Below are 17,784 nucleotides of genomic sequence, written 5' to 3' on the forward strand. Positions count from 1 at the left end.
GGGCGCGGGGAACTGCGCGACCAGCCACGGCGGGCCGGCAGCCGAAAACGGACCAGTGGGCCCGAGCTCTCAGTACTGCTCGGTCTCCACGAAGCCCGCGTCCGCGTCGTCGTCGGCGCCGAAGGCGTCGGCGGCGGCGGTCGGGTCGAATCCGGGCGGGCTGTCCTTGAGGGCCAGGCCCATGCCGGCCAGCTTCGCCTTGACCTCGTCGATGGACTTCGCACCGAAGTTGCGGATGTCCAGCAGGTCGGCCTCGGAGCGGGCGACGAGCTCACCCACGGAGTGGATGCCCTCGCGCTTGAGGCAGTTGTAGGAGCGGACGGTGAGCTCCAGCTCCTCGATCGGCAGCGCCAGGTCGGCGGCCAGGGCGGCGTCCGTCGGGGACGGGCCCATGTCGATGCCCTCGGCGTCGATGTTCAGCTCGCGGGCGAGACCGAACAGCTCGACCAGGGTCTTGCCGGCGGAGGCCATGGCGTCACGCGGACGCATCGCCTGCTTGGTCTCGACGTCGACGATCAGCTTGTCGAAGTCGGTGCGCTGCTCGACACGCGTGGCCTCGACCTTGTACGTGACCTTGAGCACCGGCGAGTAGATCGAGTCGACCGGGACACGGCCGATCTCCTGGCCCACCTGCTTGTTCTGCACGGCGGAGACGTAACCGCGGCCACGCTCGACCGTCAGCTCCATCTCCAGCTTGCCCTTGCCGTTGAGCGTGGCGAGGACGAGGTCGGGGTTGTGCACCTCGACACCGGCCGGGGGCGCGATGTCGGCGGCGGTGACCAGACCCGGACCCTGCTTGCGCAGGTACATCACGACCGGCTCGTCGTGCTCCGAGGAGACGACCAGCTGCTTGATGTTGAGGATCAGGTCGGTGACGTCCTCCTTGACGCCCGGCACGGTGGTGAACTCGTGCAGGACGCCGTCGATGCGGATGCTGGTGACAGCGGCACCGGGGATCGACGACAGGAGGGTGCGGCGGAGCGAGTTGCCGAGGGTGTAGCCGAAGCCCGGCTCCAGCGGCTCGATCACGAACCGGGAGCGGAACTCGTCGACGACCTCTTCGGTCAACGAGGGACGCTGAGCGATCAGCATGTGTGGATCAGATCCTTCTTTCGTGGACGCCCGCTATTTGACGCCCGACGGAAACCGCACCCGTGAGAAGTGCGGGTACTGCAAGGGTACGGGCGGCACGGCCCGAAGGAGCCGTACCGCCCACACCCCGTGAAGACCGTTGAGCGGCCCGTGCGTCAGACGCGACGGCGCTTCGGCGGACGGCAGCCGTTGTGCGGGGTCGGGGTGACGTCCTGGATGGAGCCGACCTCGAGGCCCGTGGCCTGCAGGGAGCGGATCGCGGTCTCACGACCGGAGCCCGGGCCCTTGACGAAGACGTCGACCTTGCGCATGCCGTGCTCCTGGGCGCGGCGGGCAGCCGACTCGGCGGCCATCTGCGCGGCGAACGGCGTGGACTTCCGGGAGCCCTTGAAGCCGACGTGGCCGGCGGAGGCCCAGGAGATCACGTTGCCGGACGGGTCCGTGATGGAGACGATCGTGTTGTTGAACGTGCTCTTGATGTGCGCGTGGCCGTGAGCGACGTTCTTCTTTTCCTTGCGGCGCACCTTCTTGGCAGCGCCCTGACGTCCCTTGGGGGGCATCTCTTAACTCCTACGGGAGGTGGTCGGTCCTACAGCGAAGACCGTGGACAGGCGTCCGCTGCGGACTACTTCTTGCCCGGCTTCTTCTTGCCGGCGATGGCGCGACGCGGGCCCTTGCGGGTGCGGGCGTTGGTGCTGGTGCGCTGACCGCGGACGGGCAGGCCGCGGCGGTGACGCAGACCCTGGTAGCAGCCGATCTCCACCTTGCGGCGGATGTCGGCCTGGATCTCACGACGGAGGTCACCCTCGGTCTTGATGTTGTTGTCGACGTACTCGCGGATCGCGACCAGCTGCTCCTCGGAGAGCTCACGGACCCGGGTGTTCGGGTCGATGCCGGTCGCAGCGAGCGTCTGCTGCGAGAGGGTCCGGCCGATGCCGAACACGTAGGTGAGGGCGACCTCCACGCGCTTTTCGCGCGGGATGTCAACACCGGAAACGCGTGCCATTCAATGGCTCCAGTTGATCCTCGGAGGTCTTCCGCAGAGCCGGACCCCAGCCGCCGTACCAGGTACGAACTGGGTCCCCGGCCTCCGAACCGGGGGTGTCAGACCGTGTCGGCCTGGGCCCTGCGTATGAACATATTCAGCTTGCGTCGCGCGAATCCCTGCGGAGTGCAGAGGGTGCGGTCGTGCGTCAGCCCTGGCGCTGCTTGTGGCGCGGGTTCTCGCAGATGACCATGACCCGACCGTGACGGCGGATCACCCTGCACTTGTCGCAGATCTTCTTGACGCTCGGCTTGACCTTCATGGGATTGAGGTTCTCCGGGTCAGTGCCACCACCCCGCCTACGACGGGATGCGCACCCCGCGAACACGGAGTGCGGGCAAGATCTACTTGTAGCGGTAGACGATCCGGCCACGCGTCAGGTCGTACGGAGACAGCTCCACCACGACCCGGTCGTCAGGGAGGATGCGGATGTAGTGCATACGCATCTTGCCGCTGATGTGTGCCAGGACCTGGTGGCCGTTCTGGAGCTCGACCTTGAACATGGCGTTCGGAAGAGACTCGACGACAGTGCCCTCGATCTCGATGGCACCTTGCTTCTTGGCCACGCTTCGCCCTTCGAATCGACTACCTTGATCGACCCCGTGCGAGCGCATGCGGACATGCGGGTGCACGAGAGCCGACGAGTCAGTCTACGTCAGCGCACCCGGAAAGACGAATCGGAGAAGTCTGCCCCGCGCCGGAGATCATCATGCGGGGCAATCGGGAAGCCGGCCACGGGGCGGTCGCGGAGCGGCCCCTTCGGGGCGGGCGGCGACGCCACGGGCCAGGGCCGCGGGACGGTGGGGCGGCCCGTCAGGCCAGCGGGTCCGGGGCGGCCGTGATGCCGTACTCGGCGAGCTTGGCCTTGCCGCCGTCGGGGGCGGTCAGTACCAGCGGGCCCTGCTCGGTCAGGGCGACGGAGTGCTCCCAGTGCGAGGACCAGGTGCCGTCCGTGGTGATCACGGTCCAGTCGTCCTCCAGGACCCGCGTCCGCGGGGTGCCCAGGGACACCATCGGCTCGATGGCCAGGCAGAACCCGGGCACGAGCTTCGGGCCCTTGCCCCGGCGGCGGTCCACGTAGTTCAGCAGGTGCGGGTCCATGTGCATCTCGGTGCCGATGCCGTGGCCGCCGTAGTCCTCGATGATCCCGTACTTGCCGCCGCCCGGCTTGGGCTGGCGGCGGATGTAGGTCTCGACCGCCCGGGAGATGTCGACCAGCCGGTTGCCCTGCTTCATCGCCGCGATGCCGGCCCACATCGACTCCTCGGTCACCCGGGAGAGCTCGACCAGCTCCGGAGCGTGACCGGAACCCACGAAGGCCGTGTAGGCGGCGTCGCCGTGCCAGCCGTCGACGATCGCGCCGCAGTCGATGGAGATGATGTCGCCGTCCTTGAGGACGACCTCGTCGGACGGGATGCCGTGGACCACGACCTCGTTCACGGAGGTGCAGATGGTGGCCGGGAAGCCGCCGTAGCCGAGGAAGTTCGGCTTGGCGTTGTGCTCGGCGAGCACCTTCCGCGCCACCTCGTCGAGGTCCTTCGTCGTTGCCCCGGGCACGGCGGCCTCCCGGGTGGCCGCGTGGATCGCGGCGACGACCAGCCCCGCGGCACGCATCGTGGCGATCTGCTCGGGGGTCTTGATCTGCACCATGGGGGCTACGGCCTTTCTGGGACCGGGGAGTGTACGAACACCTTCAACGATACGGGGGGCGCCGGCGGCCGCACCGGCCCACAGCGCAGCCGCGGCCCCTGACGGGAACCGCGGCTGCGACCGGCGTGGGACTACTGGGTGGCTTCCTCGCGCTTCAGCGCTTCCAGCGCCCGGCGCGTGATCTCGTCCACCGGGCCCAGCGACGAGATCGTCACGACCAGGCCCTGCGCCTTGTAGTAGTCGATGATCGGCTCGGTCTGCGTGTGGTAGACCTCCAGCCGCTTGCGGACGGTCTCCTCGGAGTCGTCGTCGCGCTGGTACAGCTCGCCGCCGCAGACGTCGCACACGCCGTCCTGCTTCGGCCGGCTGTACGTCACGTGGAAGACGTGACTGGAGTCGTTGCGGCAGATGCGCCGGCCGGCGATCCGCTTCACGACCTCCTCCTCGGGGACCTCCAGGTCCAGCACCGCGTCCAGCGTGATGCCCTCGGACTCCAGCAGCTCGTCCAGCGCCTCCGCCTGCTTGACGTTGCGCGGGAAGCCGTCGAGCAGGAAGCCGTTCTCGGCGTCGGGCTGCTCCATGCGGTCCTTGGCCATCGCGATGGTGACCTCGTCCGGTACCAGGTTGCCGGCGTCCATGTAGGACTTCGCGAGCTTGCCCAGCTCGGTCTGCCGGCTGATGTTGGCGCGGAACAGGTCGCCCGTGGAGATGTGCGGGATGCGCAGCTTCTCGGCCAGGCGCGTCGCCTGCGTTCCCTTACCTGCACCCGGCGGCCCGACGAGGACGATTCGCATCAGCGGAGGAACCCTTCGTAATTGCGCTGCTGGAGCTGGCTCTCGATCTGCTTCACCGTTTCGAGACCGACACCCACGATGATCAGGATGCTGGTGCCACCGAACGGGAAGTTCTGGCTTGCCCCAAAGCCAACCAACGCCATTGTCGGTACGAGAGCGATCAGGCCCAGATACAGCGAACCCGGCCAGGTGATCCGGTTGAGCACGTAGCTCAGGTACTCAGCGGTCGGTCGGCCAGCCCGGATGCCCGGGATGAAGCCACCATACTTCTTCATGTTGTCGGCGACTTCTTCGGGGTTGAAGGAGATCGCCACGTAGAAGAACGCGAAGAAAACGATGAGCAAGAAGTACGTAGTGATGTAAATCGGGTGGTCGCCCTTGGTCAGATTCTGCTGAACCCAGGTCTTCCAGCCGGAATTGCCTCCCGCGAACTGGGCAACCAGCGCCGGAATGTACAGCAGCGACGAGGCGAAGATGACCGGAATCACACCCGCCTGGTTCACCTTCAGCGGGATGTAGGTGGAGGTGCCACCGTAGGAACGGCGCCCGATCATGCGCTTCGCGTACTGCACCGGGATACGGCGCTGGGCCTGCTCCACGAAGACCACCAGGCCGACCATGACCAGGCCGACCAGGATCACGGTACCGAACTCGATCCAGCCGTCGGCGAGCTTGCCCTGCTTCTTGATCGCCCACAGCGCGGACGGGAAGGTCGCGGCGATCGAGATGAACATCAGGATCGACATGCCGTTGCCGATGCCGCGGTCGGTGACGAGCTCACCCAGCCACATCACGACCGCGGTGCCGGCCGTCATGCAGATGACCATCGTGATCGTGGTGAAGATCGCCCGGTCGGGGACGATGTCCGCGGCGACCGAGCACTGGCCGAACAGGGCGCCGCTGCGGGCGGTGGCCACGAGGCCGGTGCCCTGCAGGATCGCCAGCGCGACGGTGAGGTACCGGGTGTACTGGGTGATCTTGGCCGTGCCGGACTGGCCCTCCTTCTTGAGGGCCTCCAGGCGCGGGATCACCACGGTCAGCAGCTGCAGGATGATGCTCGCCGTGATGTACGGCATGATCCCCAGGGCGAAGACGGTGATCTGCAGCAGCGCGCCACCGCTGAACATGTTGACCAGACCGAAGAGGCCCTGGTTGCCGGACGCCTCCTTCACGCACGTCTGGACGGCCTTGTAGTTGACGCCGGGGATCGGGATGTGGGTACCGACCCGGTAGACCACGATGATGCCCAGCGTGAAGAGCAGCTTCTTGCGCAGGTCGGGCGTCTTGAACGCCCGGGCGAACGCGGTGAGCACGGTGCCTCCTGCGACCCCCGCGCAACTGCGTCAAGGGTGACGGTCTTGAGGTTCCAACAGAGAACAACGACTTAACAACGGACGAGTGCCGCTCCGGGTGCCCGAGGTGCGGCGGCCCGGTGAAAGTGGACAGTGCAGGCCACCTTACCGGCGACACTGCCCCCCTTGGAACGACCAACCGGGGATACCCCTTTTGTGGGTATCCCCGGTTGGGATCGTTCAGGTCATCGAGACGTCCGAAAGAGTCAGACGAGCTCGGTGACGCTACCGCCGGCGGCGGTGATCTTCTCCTTGGCGGAGCCGGAGACGGCGTCGACCGTCACCTGCAGCGCCACGGAGATCTCGCCCTGGCCGAGGACCTTGACGAGGCTGTTGTTGCGAACGGCACCCTTGGCCACCAGACCCTCGACCGTGACCTCGCCACCCTCGGGGTAGAGCGCGGCCAGCTTGTCGAGGTTCACGACCTGGTACTCGGTCTTGAACGGGTTCTTGAAGCCCTTCAGCTTCGGGAGACGCATGTGGAGCGGCATCTGGCCACCCTCGAAGCGCTCCGGAACCTGGTAACGGGCCTTCGTGCCCTTCGTACCACGACCGGCCGTCTTACCCTTCGAGGCCTCACCACGACCGACACGGGTCTTGGCGGTCTTGGCACCCGGGGCGGGACGGAGGTTGTGGATCTTGAGCGGGTTCTGCTCCGCCATGATCAGTCGACCTCCTCGACCGTCACGAGGTGGCGGACGGTGTGCACCATGCCGCGGAACTCGGGACGGTCCTCCTTGACCACCACGTCACCCAGGCGCTTGAGGCCCAGGGAACGCAGCGTGTCGCGGTGGTTCTGCTTGCTGCCGATGTAGGACTTCGTCTGCGTGATCTTGAGCTGCGCCACGATTACGCACCCGCCCCGGCACGCGCACGAAGGAGGGCCGCGGGGGCGACGTCCTCGAGCGGCAGACCACGGCGGGCCGCGACCTCCTCGGGACGCTGCAGGCCCTTCAGGGCCTCCACGGTCGCGTGCACGATGTTGATCGCGTTGTCGGAGCCGAGCGACTTCGACAGGATGTCGTGGATACCGGCGCACTCGAGCACGGCACGCACCGGGCCACCGGCGATAACACCGGTACCGGGCGACGCGGGCTTGAGCAGCACGACGCCGGCAGCCTTCTCACCCTGGATCGGGTGCGGGATGGTGCCCTGGATGCGGGGGACCTTGAAGAAGTGCTTCTTGGCCTCCTCAACGCCCTTGGCGATGGCGGCCGGCACCTCCTTGGCCTTGCCGTATCCGACACCCACGGTGCCGTCACCGTCGCCCACCACGACCAGCGCGGTGAAGCTGAAGCGACGACCACCCTTCACAACCTTGGCGACGCGGTTGATCGCGACTACGCGCTCAACGTACGCGGTCTTCTCGGCGGCAGCTGCGCCGCCGTCACGGCCCTTCCGGTCCCGCCGCTCGCCGCCACCGGCACCGCCACCGCGGCGCTGGGGTCCAGCCATTGGAATTACCTCTCTCTGTTTCCGCTAGCTACGGAACCGACTCAGAACTTGAGTCCGGCCTCGCGGGCGGCGTCCGCCAGGGCGGCGATGCGCCCGGCGTACTGGTTGCCACCACGGTCGAACACGACGGCCTCGACACCGGCGGCCTTGGCACGCTCGGCGACCAGGGCGCCGACCTGCTTGGCCTGCGCGGACTTGTCGCCCTCGCCACCGCGGACGGACGTGTCCAGCGTGGACGCGGACGCCAGGGTGTGGCCCTTCAGGTCGTCGATCACCTGCGCCACGATGTGGCGGTTGGAGCGGGTCACGACCAGACGGGGGCGCTCCGCCGTACCGGCGATCCGCTTGCGGATCCGGATGTGACGGCGCTTGATCGCGGCGCGCTTGTAGGCGTCGCCCTTGAGGATCTTCTGCCCGTATGCCATGGCTTACTTACCCGCCTTTCCGACCTTGCGGCGGATGACTTCGCCCTCGTACTTGACGCCCTTGGCCTTGTACGGGTCGGGCTTGCGCAGCTTGCGGATGTTGGCCGCAACCTCGCCGACCTTCTGCTTGTCGATGCCCTCGACCTGGAAGCGGGTCGGGGAATCCACCTTGAAGGTGATGCCCTCGGGCGCCTCGACGGTGATCGGGTGGCTGTAGCCGAGCGCGAACTCGAGGTTCGCGCCCTTGGCCGTGACGCGGTAACCGACACCGCTGATCTCGAGCTTCTTCACGTAACCCTGGGTCACGCCGGTGATCATGTTCGCCACCAGCGTGCGGGACAGGCCGTGCAGGGCCTTGCTCTGACGCTCGTCGTTGGGGCGCGTCACCGAGAGGGTGCCGTCCTCGCCCTTGGCGATCTCGATCGGCGCCACGACGGTGTGGGTCAGTTCGCCCTTGGGGCCCTTGACCGAGACCGTACGGCCGTCGATGGTGACGTCCACGCCGGCGGGAACCGTGATGGGGAGCTTGCCAATACGCGACATAGCTGTTTCCTCCGTTCCCTTCCGCTACCAGACGTAGGCGAGGACTTCCCCACCCACGCCCTTCTTGCCGGCCTGCTTGTCGGTGAGGAGACCGTGCGACGTGGAGATGATCGCCACGCCGAGGCCGCCCAGCACCTTCGGCAGGTTGGTGGACTTCGCGTAAACCCGGAGACCGGGCTTGGAGATCCGCTTGATGCCCGCGATGGAGCGCTCACGGTTGGGGCCGAACTTCAGCTCCAGGACGAGGTTCTTGCCCACCTGGGCGTCCTCGACCTTCCAGCCCGTGATGAAGCCCTCCTGCTGGAGGATCTCCGCGATGTGCGACTTGATCTTCGATGCCGGCATCGTCACGGAGTCGTGGTATGCCGAGTTCGCGTTCCGCAGACGCGTGAGCATGTCTGCGATCGGATCAGTCATGGTCATGAATTGGCCTTCGGCCTCTCTCGCCGGGGTTTCCTGGTGCGCCATCCCTCTCCCCGATCCGAGACGGGACGGGTGCGGCGCGGTGGACCTACGGCGTAGTAAGTCGTACGGGCGCGGCAGGCGCCCAACCCCACAAGCCTAAGGCATGGGGGATGGGGCTCCTGCCGACCCAGATGCTTACCGAGAGCCTTGGGAATCCCGAATTACCGGAATTACCAGGAGCTCTTGGTCACGCCCGGCAGCTCGCCACGGTGAGCCATCTCACGAAGGCACACGCGGCACAGGCCGAACTTGCGGTACACGGAGTGCGGGCGGCCGCAGCGCTGGCAGCGGGTGTAGCCACGCACACCGAACTTGGGCTTGCGAGCAGCCTTAGCGATCAGAGCCTTCTTCGCCATCTCGCTCACGCCTCCTTGAACGGGAAGCCGAGGTGACGAAGGAGCGCGCGGCCCTCAGCGTCGTTGGTCGCCGTGGTGACCACGGTGATGTCCATACCCCGGACGCGGTCGATCTTGTCCTGGTCGATCTCGTGGAACATGACCTGCTCCGTGAGACCGAAGGTGTAGTTGCCACGGCCGTCGAACTGCTTGGGGGACAGGCCGCGGAAGTCGCGGATGCGCGGCAGCGCGAGCGACAGGGTGCGGTCCAGGAACTCCCACATGCGGTCGCCACGGAGCGTGACGTGGGCACCGATCGGCTGACCCTCACGCAGCTTGAACTGCGCGATGGACTTCCGGGCCTTGGTGACGGCCGGCTTCTGACCGGTGATCGTGGTGAGGTCGCGGATGGCGCCCTCGATCAGCTTGGAGTCGCGGGCGGCGTCGCCCACACCCATGTTGACCACGATCTTGACGAGGCCCGGGATCTGCATGACGTTCTCGTACTTGAACTCGTCACGCAGCTTCGGGGCGATCTCGTCGCGGTACTTCTGCTTCAGACGCGGGGAAGTGGTGGTAGCCATCAGATGTCCTCACCCGTCCGCTTGGCAACGCGGATCTTGTTGCCTTCGTCGTCGAAGCGGTAACCGACGCGGGTCACGACCTTGTTGCCGTCCTTTTCCACGACGAGCTGAACGTTGCTCACGTGGATGGGGGCTTCGGTCGTCACGATGCCGCCGGCCTGGGAACCGCTGGCGGTCGGACCGGCCTTGGTGTGCTTCTTGACCCGGTTGACACCCTCGACCAGGACACGCTCCTCGCGCGGGTAAGCGGCAATGACCTTGCCCTGCTTGCCCTTGTCCTTGCCGGTGATGACCTGGACCAGGTCACCCTTCTTGATCTTCATGCTCACAGCACCTCCGGCGCGAGGGAGATGATCTTCATGAACTTCTTCTCGCGCAGCTCACGGCCCACCGGGCCGAAGATACGGGTGCCGCGAGGGTCGCCGTCGTTCTTCAGAATGACGGCGGCGTTCTCGTCGAAGCGGATGTACGAGCCGTCCGGGCGGCGGCGCTCCTTGACGGTGCGAACGATGACCGCCTTGACGACGTCACCCTTCTTCACGTTGCCACCGGGGATCGCGTCCTTGACGGTGGCGACGATGACGTCACCGATGCCCGCGTAGCGGCGACCGGAGCCGCCGAGCACACGGATGCAAAGGATCTCCTTCGCACCAGTGTTGTCGGCGACACGCAGTCGCGACTCCTGCTGGATCACGTCTATCTCCTGTTTGTCTGCCGGTTCCCCGGGGGCCACTCAGCGAGCGGCCCCCGGAGCCTGGCGGAACTGTCCTGCGAGGGATGCCCCGCAGGAGATTTACTTGGCCTTCTCGAGGATCTCGACGACGCGCCACCGCTTCGTGGCGGACAGCGGCCGGGTCTCCATCAGGAGGACGCGGTCGCCGACACCCGCGGCGTTCTGCTCGTCGTGCGCCTTGAGCTTGTTGGTACGGCGGATGACCTTGCCGTACAGCGCGTGCTTGACGCGGTCCTCGACTGCGACGACGACGGTCTTGTCCATCTTGTCGCTGACGACGAGACCCTCACGGGTCTTGCGGAAGCCGCGGGCCTCTGCAGTCTGCTCAGTCACGTTGCTCTCACTCATCAGGCGCTCTCCACCGTCTCGATGCCCAGCTCGCGCTCACGCATCAGGGTGTAGATCCGCGCGATGTCCTTACGGACGGCCTTCAGCCGACCGTGGTTCTCGAGCTGACCGGTCGCCGCCTGGAAGCGGAGGTTGAACAGCTCTTCCTTGGCCTCGCGGAGCTTGCCCAGAAGCTCCTCGTTGCCCAGCTCGCGCAGCTCGGACGCCTTGGTACCGACCGACATCACGCTTCACCTGCCTCGCGCTTGACGATCCGGCACTTCATCGGCAGCTTGTGGGCCGCACGAGTCAGAGCTTCACGCGCAATCTTCTCGTTCGGGTAGGACAGCTCGAACATCACCCGACCCGGGTGGACGTTCGCGATCCACCACTCCGGCGAACCCTTACCGGAACCCATGCGGGTCTCGGCCGGCTTCTTGGTGAGGGGACGGTCCGGGTAGATGTTGATCCAGACCTTGCCGCCACGCTTGATGTGGCGGGTCATCGCGATACGGGCCGCCTCGATCTGGCGGTTGGTCACGTACGCCGGCGTGAGGGCCTGAATGCCGTACTCGCCGAACGCGACCGTCGTACCGCCCTTGGCCTGACCACGGCGCTTCGGGTGGTGCTGCTTGCGGTGCTTGACCCTACGGGGGATCAGCATGTCGGTCAGGCCTCCGTTCCGGTGCTCTCAGCCGGAGCGGCAGCCGGAGCCTCGGCCTTGGGGGCCTCGGCAGCGGGAGCCTGCTGCGGCTTGCGACCGCGACCGCCACGCTCGCCACCGCGGCCACCACGGGCCGGGCGGTCGGCGCCACCACGGGCCGGGCGGTTACCCGCACGGGCCGCAGCGTTCTCGGCGCGGACCTCGGCGATGTTCTTGACATCGCCCTTGTAGATCCAGACCTTCACACCGATGCGGCCGAAGGTCGTCTTGGCCTCGAAGAAGCCGTAGTCCACGTTCGCGCGGAGCGTGTGCAGGGGCACGCGGCCCTCGCGGTAGAACTCCGAGCGGGACATCTCGGCGCCGCCGAGGCGGCCACCGCACTGGATCTTGATGCCCTTGGCGCCCGCCTTCATCGTGCCCTGCATGCTCTTGCGCATGGCACGACGGAAGGAGACGCGGGAGGAGAGCTGCTCGGCGACGGCCTGAGCAACCAGCTGAGCGTCCGTCTCGGGGCTCTTGACCTCGAGGATGTTCAGCTGGACCTGCTTGCCCGTGAGCTTCTCGAGGTCGCCGCGGATGCGGTCGGCCTCGGCGCCACGGCGGCCGATGACGATGCCCGGACGCGCGGTGTGGATGTCCACGCGGACGCGGTCACGGGTGCGCTCGATCTCAACCTTCGAGATGCCGGCGCGCTCCATGCCGGACGTCATCATCCGACGGATGGCGACGTCTTCCTTGACGTAGTCCTTGTACAGCTTGTCGGCGTACCAACGCGACTTGAAGTCGGTGGTGACACCGAGGCGGAACCCGTGCGGGTTTACCTTCTGGCCCATTACCGGGTTCCTTCCTTGCTGCTGACGACCACGGTGATGTGGCTGGTCCGCTTGCGGATCCGGTAGGCACGGCCCTGGGCGCGCGGACGGAACCGCTTCAGGGTCGGGCCCTCGTCGACGTAGGCCTCGGAGATGAAGAGGCTGTCGGCGTCGGTGTGGTCGTAGTTGTGCGCGGCGTTGGCGATGGCGCTGTCGAGCACCTTGCCGACCGGTGCGGAGGCTGCCTGCGGAGCGAATCGCAGAACAGCCTGGGCCTCCGTGGCGTCCATGCCACGGATGAGGTCCACCACACGGCGGGCCTTCATGGGCGTGACGCGGATGTACCGCGCCTGGGCCCTGGCTTCCATGGTTGTCCCTTCAGAGTTACTTACGTGTCTGAATGCGATCCGCTACTAGCGGCGCTTCGACTTCCGGTCGTCCTTGACGTGACCCCGGAAGGTGCGCGTCGGCGAGAACTCGCCGAGCTTGTGGCCGACCATCGACTCGGTGACGAACACCGGGATGTGGGTCTTGCCGTTGTGCACCGCGATCGTGTGGCCGAGCATGGCCGGGATGATCATCGAGCGACGGGACCAGGTCTTGATGACGTTCTTGGAACCGGCTTCGTTCTGTGCGTCCACCTTCTTGATCAGGTGGTCGTCGACGAAGGGCCCCTTCTTGAGACTGCGCGGCATCTAAACCCGCTCCTAGCGCTTCTTGTTCGTCTTGCGGCGGCGGACGATGTACTTGTTCGAAGCCTTCTTCGGCGAACGAGTACGACCCTCCTTCTGACCCCACGGGGAGACCGGGTGGCGACCACCGGAGGTCTTGCCCTCACCACCACCGTGCGGGTGGTCGACCGGGTTCATCGCCACACCGCGAACGGTCGGGCGAACGCCCAGCCAGCGCTTGCGGCCGGCCTTGCCCCAGTTGATGTTGCTCTGCTCGGCGTTGCCGACCTCGCCGACCGTGGCGCGGCAGCGCTGGTCGACCAGGCGGATCTCACCGGAAGGCATGCGGAGGTGGGCCATCGAGCCCTCCTTCGCGAGCAGCTGCACGGAGGCACCGGCGGAGCGGGCGAACTTGGCACCGCCACCGGGACGGAGCTCGATCGCGTGGATCGTGGTACCGACCGGGATGTTGCGGAGGGCCAGGTTGTTGCCCGGCTTGATGTCGGCCCCGGGACCGTTCTCCACGCGGTCGCCCTGCTGCAGGTTGCGCGGGGCGAGGATGTAGCGCTTCTCGCCGTCGGCGTAGTGCAGCAGCGCGATGCGCGCGGTGCGGTTGGGGTCGTACTCGATGTGCGCGACCTTCGCCGGCACGCCGTCCTTGTCGTGACGACGGAAGTCGATCACGCGGTAGGCGCGCTTGTGTCCGCCACCCTGGTGGCGAACGGTCACACGACCGGCGTTGTTACGGCCGCCCTTGCTGTGCAGCGGGCGGACCAGCGACTTCTCCGGCGTGGACCGCGTGACCTCGACGAAGTCGGCGACGCTGGAGCCACGGCGGCCCGGCGTAGTCGGCTTGTACTTGCGGATTCCCATTTCTCAGTCCTCGTCCGATATCGGACGATCCGGACCGCCCTCAGGCGGTCGGACCGCCGAAGATGTCGATACGGTCGCCCTCGGCGAGGGTCACGATCGCGCGCTTGGTGGCGGCACGCTGACCGAAGCCGGTCTTCGTGCGCTTGCGCTTGCCCTGGCGGTTGATCGTGTTGACCCCGGTGACCTTGACCTCGAAGACCGCCTGGACGGCCTGCTTGATCTGGGTCTTGTTGGCGTTCGGGTCGACGATGAACGTGTACTTGTTCTCGTCGAGGAGCGCGTAGCTCTTCTCGGAGACGACCGGCTTCAGCAGGACGTCACGGGGGTCCGTGTACGACTTGCTCAGCGGGGTCTCGACGGTGTTCTTGCCCTCGGTGGCGTGACGGCGCGCCTTGGCGACGCGCGCGGCCTTGGCGGCCTTGGCGGCCTTCGAGGCGATGGAGGGGTGACGCGTAGCCATCAGGCCTCGCTCCCTTCGGTGTCGTTGGCCTTGTTCGGGCCGGCGACGAAGGACTCGAAAGCGGCCTTGGTGAAGACCACGTCGTCCGAGACGAGAACGTCGTACGTGTTCAGCTGGCCCGGCTCCAGGATGTGGACCTGGGGCAGGTTGCGGGCGGACAGCCACGCGGCCTCGTCGGCGCGGTCGGCGACGAGCAGCAGGTTCTTGCGCTCGCTGATCTTGCCGAACAGCGTCTTGGCGGCCTTGGTGGAGATCTCGCCCTCGACCACGCCGGAGACGACGTGGATGCGGTTGTGGCGGGCCCGGTCGGTGAGGGCGTGGCGCAGGGCCGCGGCCTTCATCTTCTTCGGGGTCCGCTGCGAGTAGTCACGCGGCTGCGGGCCGTGGACGACGCCACCGCCGGCGAACTGCGGCGCGCGGGTCGAACCCTGACGGGCGCGACCGGTGCCCTTCTGGCGGTACGGCTTCTTGCCGCCACCACGGACTTCACCGCGACGCTTGGTCTTGTGCGTGCCCTGGCGGGCAGCGGCGTTCTGCGCGACGACGACCTGGTGGATCAGCGGGATGCTGATCTTCTCCACGCCGAAGATCTCCGCGGGGAGCTCGACGCTACCGGTCTTCTCGCCTGCAGGCGAAAGGATGTCAACAGTGCTCATCGGTACCTCAGGCCCCCTTGGCCGCGGTGCGGACCAGGACGAGGCCGCCGTTCGGACCGGGAACCGCGCCCTTGATGAGCAGCAGACCCTTCTCCGCGTCAACGGCGTGGACGGTCAGGTTCTGGGTGGTGACCCGCTCGTTGCCCATGCGACCCGCCATGCGGAGGCCCTTGAACACGCGGCCCGGGGTGGCGCAGCCACCGATGGAACCGGGAGAGCGGTGCTTGCGCTGGGTGCCGTGTCCGGCGCCGAGGCCCTTGAAGTTGTGACGCTTCATGACACCGGCGAAGCCCTTGCCCTTGCTCTTGCCGGTCACGTCCACCTTGACGCCGGCCTCGAAGACCTCAGCGGAGATCTCCTGGCCCAGCGTGTACTCGGAGGCGTCCGCGGTGCGGATCTCGACGAGGTGGCGGCGGGGGGTGACGTCGGCCTTGGCGAAGTGGCCCTTGAGGGGCTTGTTCACCTTGCGCGGGTCGATCTCGCCGAACGCGATCTGAACGGACTCGTATCCGTCGGCGTCGTTCGTACGGACCTGGGTGACGACGTTGGGGCCGGCCTTGACGACGGTGACCGGAACAACGCGGTTGTTCTCGTCCCACACCTGCGTCATGCCGAGCTTCTCGCCCAGGATGCCCTTGATCTGCTTAGCCATTCTCAGATCACCGGCCCTCAGAGCTTGATCTCGATGTCGACACCGGCCGGGAGGTCGAGTCGCATCAGAGAGTCAACGGTCTTGGGCGTCGGGTCGAGGATGTCGATCAGGCGCTTGTGCGTGCGCATCTCGAAGTGCTCGCGCGAGTCCTTGTACTTGTGCGGCGACTTGATGACGCAGTACACGTTCTTCTCAGTGGGCAGCGGCACCGGGCCCGCGACCGACGCACCAGTGCGGGTCACCGTCTCGACGATCTTCTTCGCCGAGGAGTCGATGACCTCGTGGTCGTAGGCCTTGAGCCGGATGCGGATCTTCTGTCCCGCCATGGCTACTCAGTAGTCCTGTCTCTCTAACGCTCTGGAACCCGGTGATTTCCTTGCTGCTGCCTTCGTTCCTCCGACCCACGCGGTCGGGCGTGTCGCGCTCCCGCTGACATGGATGTCCCTTGTTCCAACATCCCTGCGGGATTGCACACGGCCCTGCCGGAACCGCGAGCCGGGGGCGAAGGCCCACCGGGTGCCTGGCCGGTGCCGCGCTGACACTTCCCGGAAGATTCCCGTACGTCCGCCCCAGCGCTGCCATCAGGCAGTTAGGGCGACGAGTACTGTGGGACTCGCTTCCGGTCCCCCCGGCGGGAGGCGCACAGCATCAACACTCGACCGAGCAACTCGGACAGTCTGCCATATGGGGCGGGGGGCTGGCCAATCGGGGCGGAGAGCGTACCCCCAGGGTGACGTGGGTCAAACCCGGGGCGACCGCGAGCCCGGTCCTCGCGTCCCGCGGATGGCCCCGAGCCCGAACCAGTGGGACTTCCCGGGGGACGCCGCCCTCCTCCGCGACACGGCTGTGACACGGACCTCTCCGCGAGAGACATCAGGTCGGACAACGAGAAACGAGAAGCAGTCCCTCGCCGCTCTCCCAATCCCACCCGGACGCCATGACCGGTCTCCCCTCCGTCCGTCACCCGTCACCCGTCGCCCGGCGGCGACTGGAAGAGTGGATGAGGCTCTGTCCACCGCCGGGGCTCGCCAGCACGCCCAGCCTGGTGTCCCGCTCCGCGAGGACAGCCCCGCATCCCTCGGCGACGCCGCTGTGGCGGGGCCGGCCTCAGTCCGCGGAGGCGTAGGGGACGAAGGCGGTCCAGGTGGTCGACGGGAAGGTGAGCTGGGGGCCGTCGGTGTGCTTGGAATCACGGACGTGGACCATGCCGGGGCTGGTGGCGATCTCGACGCAGGAGTTGCCGTCGTTGCCGCTGCTGTAGCTGCTCTTGAACCACGCCAGCTCGGAGGCGTCCCCGGCAGTGATCTTGCGGATCATCTTTCCCCCAGCAGTTGTTCGACGAAGGTCAGTGACATCCGTGGCGAGAGCGCCTGAGCCCGGATCGTGCCATACCGCAGCTCAAGGATGCGCAGCAGTTTGGGTTCGGAAGTCGGCCGGCCGTTGAACGCGCCATCGGAGCGGCCCACCGCCGAACCGTCCGCGAACTTCAGTAGTTCGATCTTGCCGTCCATCCCGGAGTGCGTCTCGCAATTCAACGGCATCACCTGAAGAACGACGTGGTGCAGTCGACCCACCTCCAACAGACGTTCTAGCTGCTGACGCCACACCATTTTGCCCCCGATAGGGCGTCGCAAGGCTGCCTCTTCCAGGACGAAGCTGAGCGCGGGCACGGGTGAACGCTCGAAGATCGACGCGCGAGCCACGCGTGCAGCCACCATCCGCTCCACCTCGTCAGGCGAATACGGCGGCTGCATGGCCTCGAACAACGCCCTCGCGTGGCCCGCGATCTGCAGGAGACCGTTGATGCCGTTGCTTTCGTAGATGCCGACCTCGACCGCCAGGGCCTCCAACTTGGCCAGCTCCCGCACCTTCTTCGGGTACCGGACCCGCTTCACGTCCTCCCAGGCCGCCGCGATGAGACCGCCCGCCTTCAGCACCTCGTCGGCCCGAATCAAGTAGTCGTGCCGGGGAATCCGCTTCCCGCCCTCGACCTTGTAGACCAGGTCCTCGCCGTACCCCACGGCCGCCCCGAACTCGGCGGCCCGCAGCCCCGCTGCCTCCCTCCGCAGCTTCAACTGCCGCCCCACCGTGGTGATCACGGCGACACCCCACTCGTCGTCCGGGTCCACCTCCCACCCCGGCTCGTCCGCCTCGCCCCTGGGCCGTACCGCCTCGCCGTCCACCGCCATGCCGCGC

Annotated in this window: 31 protein-coding genes; all 31 read right to left on the bottom strand. The window is 66.9% G+C overall.

The features are described from left to right. Positions 1 to 69: 69 nt before the first annotated feature. A complete protein-coding gene (locus ACIQ9G_RS13445) occupies positions 70 to 1,092 on the bottom strand; it encodes a DNA-directed RNA polymerase subunit alpha (RefSeq protein ID WP_062640332.1) in 1,023 nt (340 codons plus the stop codon). A gap of 155 nt (positions 1,093 to 1,247) precedes the next feature. Beyond that, positions 1,248 to 1,652 carry a 30S ribosomal protein S11 gene (rpsK, locus tag ACIQ9G_RS13450; RefSeq protein ID WP_003956432.1) on the bottom strand — a complete coding sequence of 135 codons (405 nt, stop codon included), beginning with the start codon at positions 1,650 to 1,652 and terminating at the stop codon, positions 1,248 to 1,250. 65 nt (positions 1,653 to 1,717) lie between these two features. Next, complete coding sequence (rpsM, locus tag ACIQ9G_RS13455; RefSeq protein WP_392190729.1) at positions 1,718 to 2,098, bottom strand: 30S ribosomal protein S13; 381 nt, start codon at positions 2,096 to 2,098, stop codon at positions 1,718 to 1,720. 187 nt (positions 2,099 to 2,285) lie between these two features. Then, positions 2,286 to 2,399 (bottom strand): 50S ribosomal protein L36, encoded by a 114-nt coding sequence (gene rpmJ, locus ACIQ9G_RS13460; protein ID WP_003998809.1) that lies wholly within the window; start codon positions 2,397 to 2,399, stop codon positions 2,286 to 2,288. 82 nt (positions 2,400 to 2,481) lie between these two features. Continuing rightward, positions 2,482 to 2,703 carry a translation initiation factor IF-1 gene (gene infA, locus ACIQ9G_RS13465; protein ID WP_003948620.1) on the bottom strand — a complete coding sequence of 74 codons (222 nt, stop codon included), beginning with the start codon at positions 2,701 to 2,703 and terminating at the stop codon, positions 2,482 to 2,484. 247 nt (positions 2,704 to 2,950) lie between these two features. Beyond that, positions 2,951 to 3,787, bottom strand: a complete 837-nt coding sequence (gene map, locus ACIQ9G_RS13470; protein ID WP_356189287.1) for a type I methionyl aminopeptidase — start codon at positions 3,785 to 3,787, stop codon at positions 2,951 to 2,953. Between the two features lie 131 nt (positions 3,788 to 3,918). Continuing rightward, positions 3,919 to 4,581 carry an adenylate kinase gene (locus tag ACIQ9G_RS13475; protein ID WP_403608605.1) on the bottom strand — a complete coding sequence of 221 codons (663 nt, stop codon included), beginning with the start codon at positions 4,579 to 4,581 and terminating at the stop codon, positions 3,919 to 3,921. Next, the gene (gene secY, locus ACIQ9G_RS13480; protein ID WP_392190726.1) at positions 4,581 to 5,894 is read right to left on the bottom strand and encodes a preprotein translocase subunit SecY; all 1,314 of its coding nucleotides are present in this window, start codon (positions 5,892 to 5,894) and stop codon (positions 4,581 to 4,583) included. The genes ACIQ9G_RS13475 and secY overlap by 1 nt, the downstream gene beginning before the upstream one ends. A gap of 245 nt (positions 5,895 to 6,139) precedes the next feature. Continuing rightward, a complete protein-coding gene (gene rplO / locus ACIQ9G_RS13485; protein ID WP_403608606.1) occupies positions 6,140 to 6,595 on the bottom strand; it encodes a 50S ribosomal protein L15 in 456 nt (151 codons plus the stop codon). Between the two features lie 2 nt (positions 6,596 to 6,597). Then, the gene (gene rpmD, locus ACIQ9G_RS13490; RefSeq protein ID WP_009190145.1) at positions 6,598 to 6,780 is read right to left on the bottom strand and encodes a 50S ribosomal protein L30; all 183 of its coding nucleotides are present in this window, start codon (positions 6,778 to 6,780) and stop codon (positions 6,598 to 6,600) included. Positions 6,781 to 6,782: 2 nt separating this feature from the next. Then, positions 6,783 to 7,388, bottom strand: a complete 606-nt coding sequence (gene rpsE / locus ACIQ9G_RS13495) for a 30S ribosomal protein S5 (protein WP_015658456.1) — start codon at positions 7,386 to 7,388, stop codon at positions 6,783 to 6,785. 41 nt (positions 7,389 to 7,429) lie between these two features. Then, positions 7,430 to 7,813 (bottom strand): 50S ribosomal protein L18, encoded by a 384-nt coding sequence (gene rplR / locus ACIQ9G_RS13500; RefSeq protein WP_356189295.1) that lies wholly within the window; start codon positions 7,811 to 7,813, stop codon positions 7,430 to 7,432. 3 nt (positions 7,814 to 7,816) lie between these two features. Further along, positions 7,817 to 8,356: a 50S ribosomal protein L6 gene (rplF, locus tag ACIQ9G_RS13505; RefSeq protein ID WP_403608607.1), complete on the bottom strand. Its 540-nt coding sequence runs from the start codon at positions 8,354 to 8,356 to the stop codon at positions 7,817 to 7,819. 24 nt (positions 8,357 to 8,380) lie between these two features. Then, positions 8,381 to 8,779, bottom strand: coding sequence for a 30S ribosomal protein S8 (rpsH, locus tag ACIQ9G_RS13510; protein ID WP_356189299.1), 399 nt, complete (start codon positions 8,777 to 8,779; stop codon positions 8,381 to 8,383). 212 nt (positions 8,780 to 8,991) lie between these two features. Beyond that, the gene (locus ACIQ9G_RS13515) at positions 8,992 to 9,177 is read right to left on the bottom strand and encodes a type Z 30S ribosomal protein S14 (protein WP_003948630.1); all 186 of its coding nucleotides are present in this window, start codon (positions 9,175 to 9,177) and stop codon (positions 8,992 to 8,994) included. 5 nt (positions 9,178 to 9,182) lie between these two features. Beyond that, positions 9,183 to 9,740: a 50S ribosomal protein L5 gene (gene rplE / locus ACIQ9G_RS13520; RefSeq protein ID WP_190181495.1), complete on the bottom strand. Its 558-nt coding sequence runs from the start codon at positions 9,738 to 9,740 to the stop codon at positions 9,183 to 9,185. After that, complete coding sequence (rplX, locus tag ACIQ9G_RS13525) at positions 9,740 to 10,063, bottom strand: 50S ribosomal protein L24 (protein ID WP_030930498.1); 324 nt, start codon at positions 10,061 to 10,063, stop codon at positions 9,740 to 9,742. Before rplX ends, rplE begins: the two co-directional genes overlap by 1 nt. A gap of 2 nt (positions 10,064 to 10,065) precedes the next feature. Beyond that, entirely contained in the window at positions 10,066 to 10,434 is a 369-nt protein-coding gene (gene rplN, locus ACIQ9G_RS13530; RefSeq protein ID WP_003998823.1) for a 50S ribosomal protein L14, read from the bottom strand. A 99-nt stretch (positions 10,435 to 10,533) separates the two neighbouring features. Beyond that, complete coding sequence (rpsQ, locus tag ACIQ9G_RS13535) at positions 10,534 to 10,821, bottom strand: 30S ribosomal protein S17 (protein ID WP_003992363.1); 288 nt, start codon at positions 10,819 to 10,821, stop codon at positions 10,534 to 10,536. Continuing rightward, positions 10,821 to 11,045, bottom strand: coding sequence for a 50S ribosomal protein L29 (gene rpmC, locus ACIQ9G_RS13540; protein WP_389012224.1), 225 nt, complete (start codon positions 11,043 to 11,045; stop codon positions 10,821 to 10,823). Before rpmC ends, rpsQ begins: the two co-directional genes overlap by 1 nt. After that, a complete protein-coding gene (gene rplP, locus ACIQ9G_RS13545; protein WP_004927269.1) occupies positions 11,045 to 11,464 on the bottom strand; it encodes a 50S ribosomal protein L16 in 420 nt (139 codons plus the stop codon). Before rplP ends, rpmC begins: the two co-directional genes overlap by 1 nt. A gap of 5 nt (positions 11,465 to 11,469) precedes the next feature. After that, positions 11,470 to 12,297, bottom strand: a complete 828-nt coding sequence (rpsC, locus tag ACIQ9G_RS13550) for a 30S ribosomal protein S3 (protein WP_037929573.1) — start codon at positions 12,295 to 12,297, stop codon at positions 11,470 to 11,472. After that, positions 12,297 to 12,644: a 50S ribosomal protein L22 gene (gene rplV, locus ACIQ9G_RS13555; RefSeq protein ID WP_189958136.1), complete on the bottom strand. Its 348-nt coding sequence runs from the start codon at positions 12,642 to 12,644 to the stop codon at positions 12,297 to 12,299. Before rplV ends, rpsC begins: the two co-directional genes overlap by 1 nt. A 45-nt stretch (positions 12,645 to 12,689) precedes the next feature. Then, the gene (gene rpsS / locus ACIQ9G_RS13560) at positions 12,690 to 12,971 is read right to left on the bottom strand and encodes a 30S ribosomal protein S19 (RefSeq protein ID WP_010986346.1); all 282 of its coding nucleotides are present in this window, start codon (positions 12,969 to 12,971) and stop codon (positions 12,690 to 12,692) included. Between the two features lie 12 nt (positions 12,972 to 12,983). Next, a complete protein-coding gene (gene rplB / locus ACIQ9G_RS13565) occupies positions 12,984 to 13,820 on the bottom strand; it encodes a 50S ribosomal protein L2 (protein ID WP_007494772.1) in 837 nt (278 codons plus the stop codon). Between the two features lie 40 nt (positions 13,821 to 13,860). After that, complete coding sequence (rplW, locus tag ACIQ9G_RS13570) at positions 13,861 to 14,280, bottom strand: 50S ribosomal protein L23 (protein WP_403608608.1); 420 nt, start codon at positions 14,278 to 14,280, stop codon at positions 13,861 to 13,863. Then, positions 14,280 to 14,936 carry a 50S ribosomal protein L4 gene (rplD, locus tag ACIQ9G_RS13575; protein ID WP_356189310.1) on the bottom strand — a complete coding sequence of 219 codons (657 nt, stop codon included), beginning with the start codon at positions 14,934 to 14,936 and terminating at the stop codon, positions 14,280 to 14,282. The genes rplW and rplD overlap by 1 nt, the downstream gene beginning before the upstream one ends. Positions 14,937 to 14,943: 7 nt before the next feature. After that, positions 14,944 to 15,588: a 50S ribosomal protein L3 gene (gene rplC, locus ACIQ9G_RS13580; protein ID WP_028805738.1), complete on the bottom strand. Its 645-nt coding sequence runs from the start codon at positions 15,586 to 15,588 to the stop codon at positions 14,944 to 14,946. A 17-nt stretch (positions 15,589 to 15,605) separates the two neighbouring features. Continuing rightward, on the bottom strand, positions 15,606 to 15,914 hold the full coding sequence (gene rpsJ, locus ACIQ9G_RS13585; protein ID WP_003948644.1) for a 30S ribosomal protein S10: 309 nt from the start codon (positions 15,912 to 15,914) through the stop codon (positions 15,606 to 15,608). A 781-nt stretch (positions 15,915 to 16,695) separates the two neighbouring features. Continuing rightward, the gene (locus ACIQ9G_RS13590; protein WP_403608609.1) at positions 16,696 to 16,905 is read right to left on the bottom strand and encodes a DUF397 domain-containing protein; all 210 of its coding nucleotides are present in this window, start codon (positions 16,903 to 16,905) and stop codon (positions 16,696 to 16,698) included. Beyond that, positions 16,902 to 17,777, bottom strand: a complete 876-nt coding sequence (locus ACIQ9G_RS13595) for a helix-turn-helix domain-containing protein (protein ID WP_403608610.1) — start codon at positions 17,775 to 17,777, stop codon at positions 16,902 to 16,904. Before ACIQ9G_RS13595 ends, ACIQ9G_RS13590 begins: the two co-directional genes overlap by 4 nt. Between the last annotated feature and the right edge of the window lie 7 nt (positions 17,778 to 17,784).

The sequence above is a fragment of the Streptomyces sp. NPDC096152 genome, assembly GCF_044763235.1.
Taxonomy (GTDB): Bacteria; Actinomycetota; Actinomycetes; order Streptomycetales; family Streptomycetaceae; genus Streptomyces.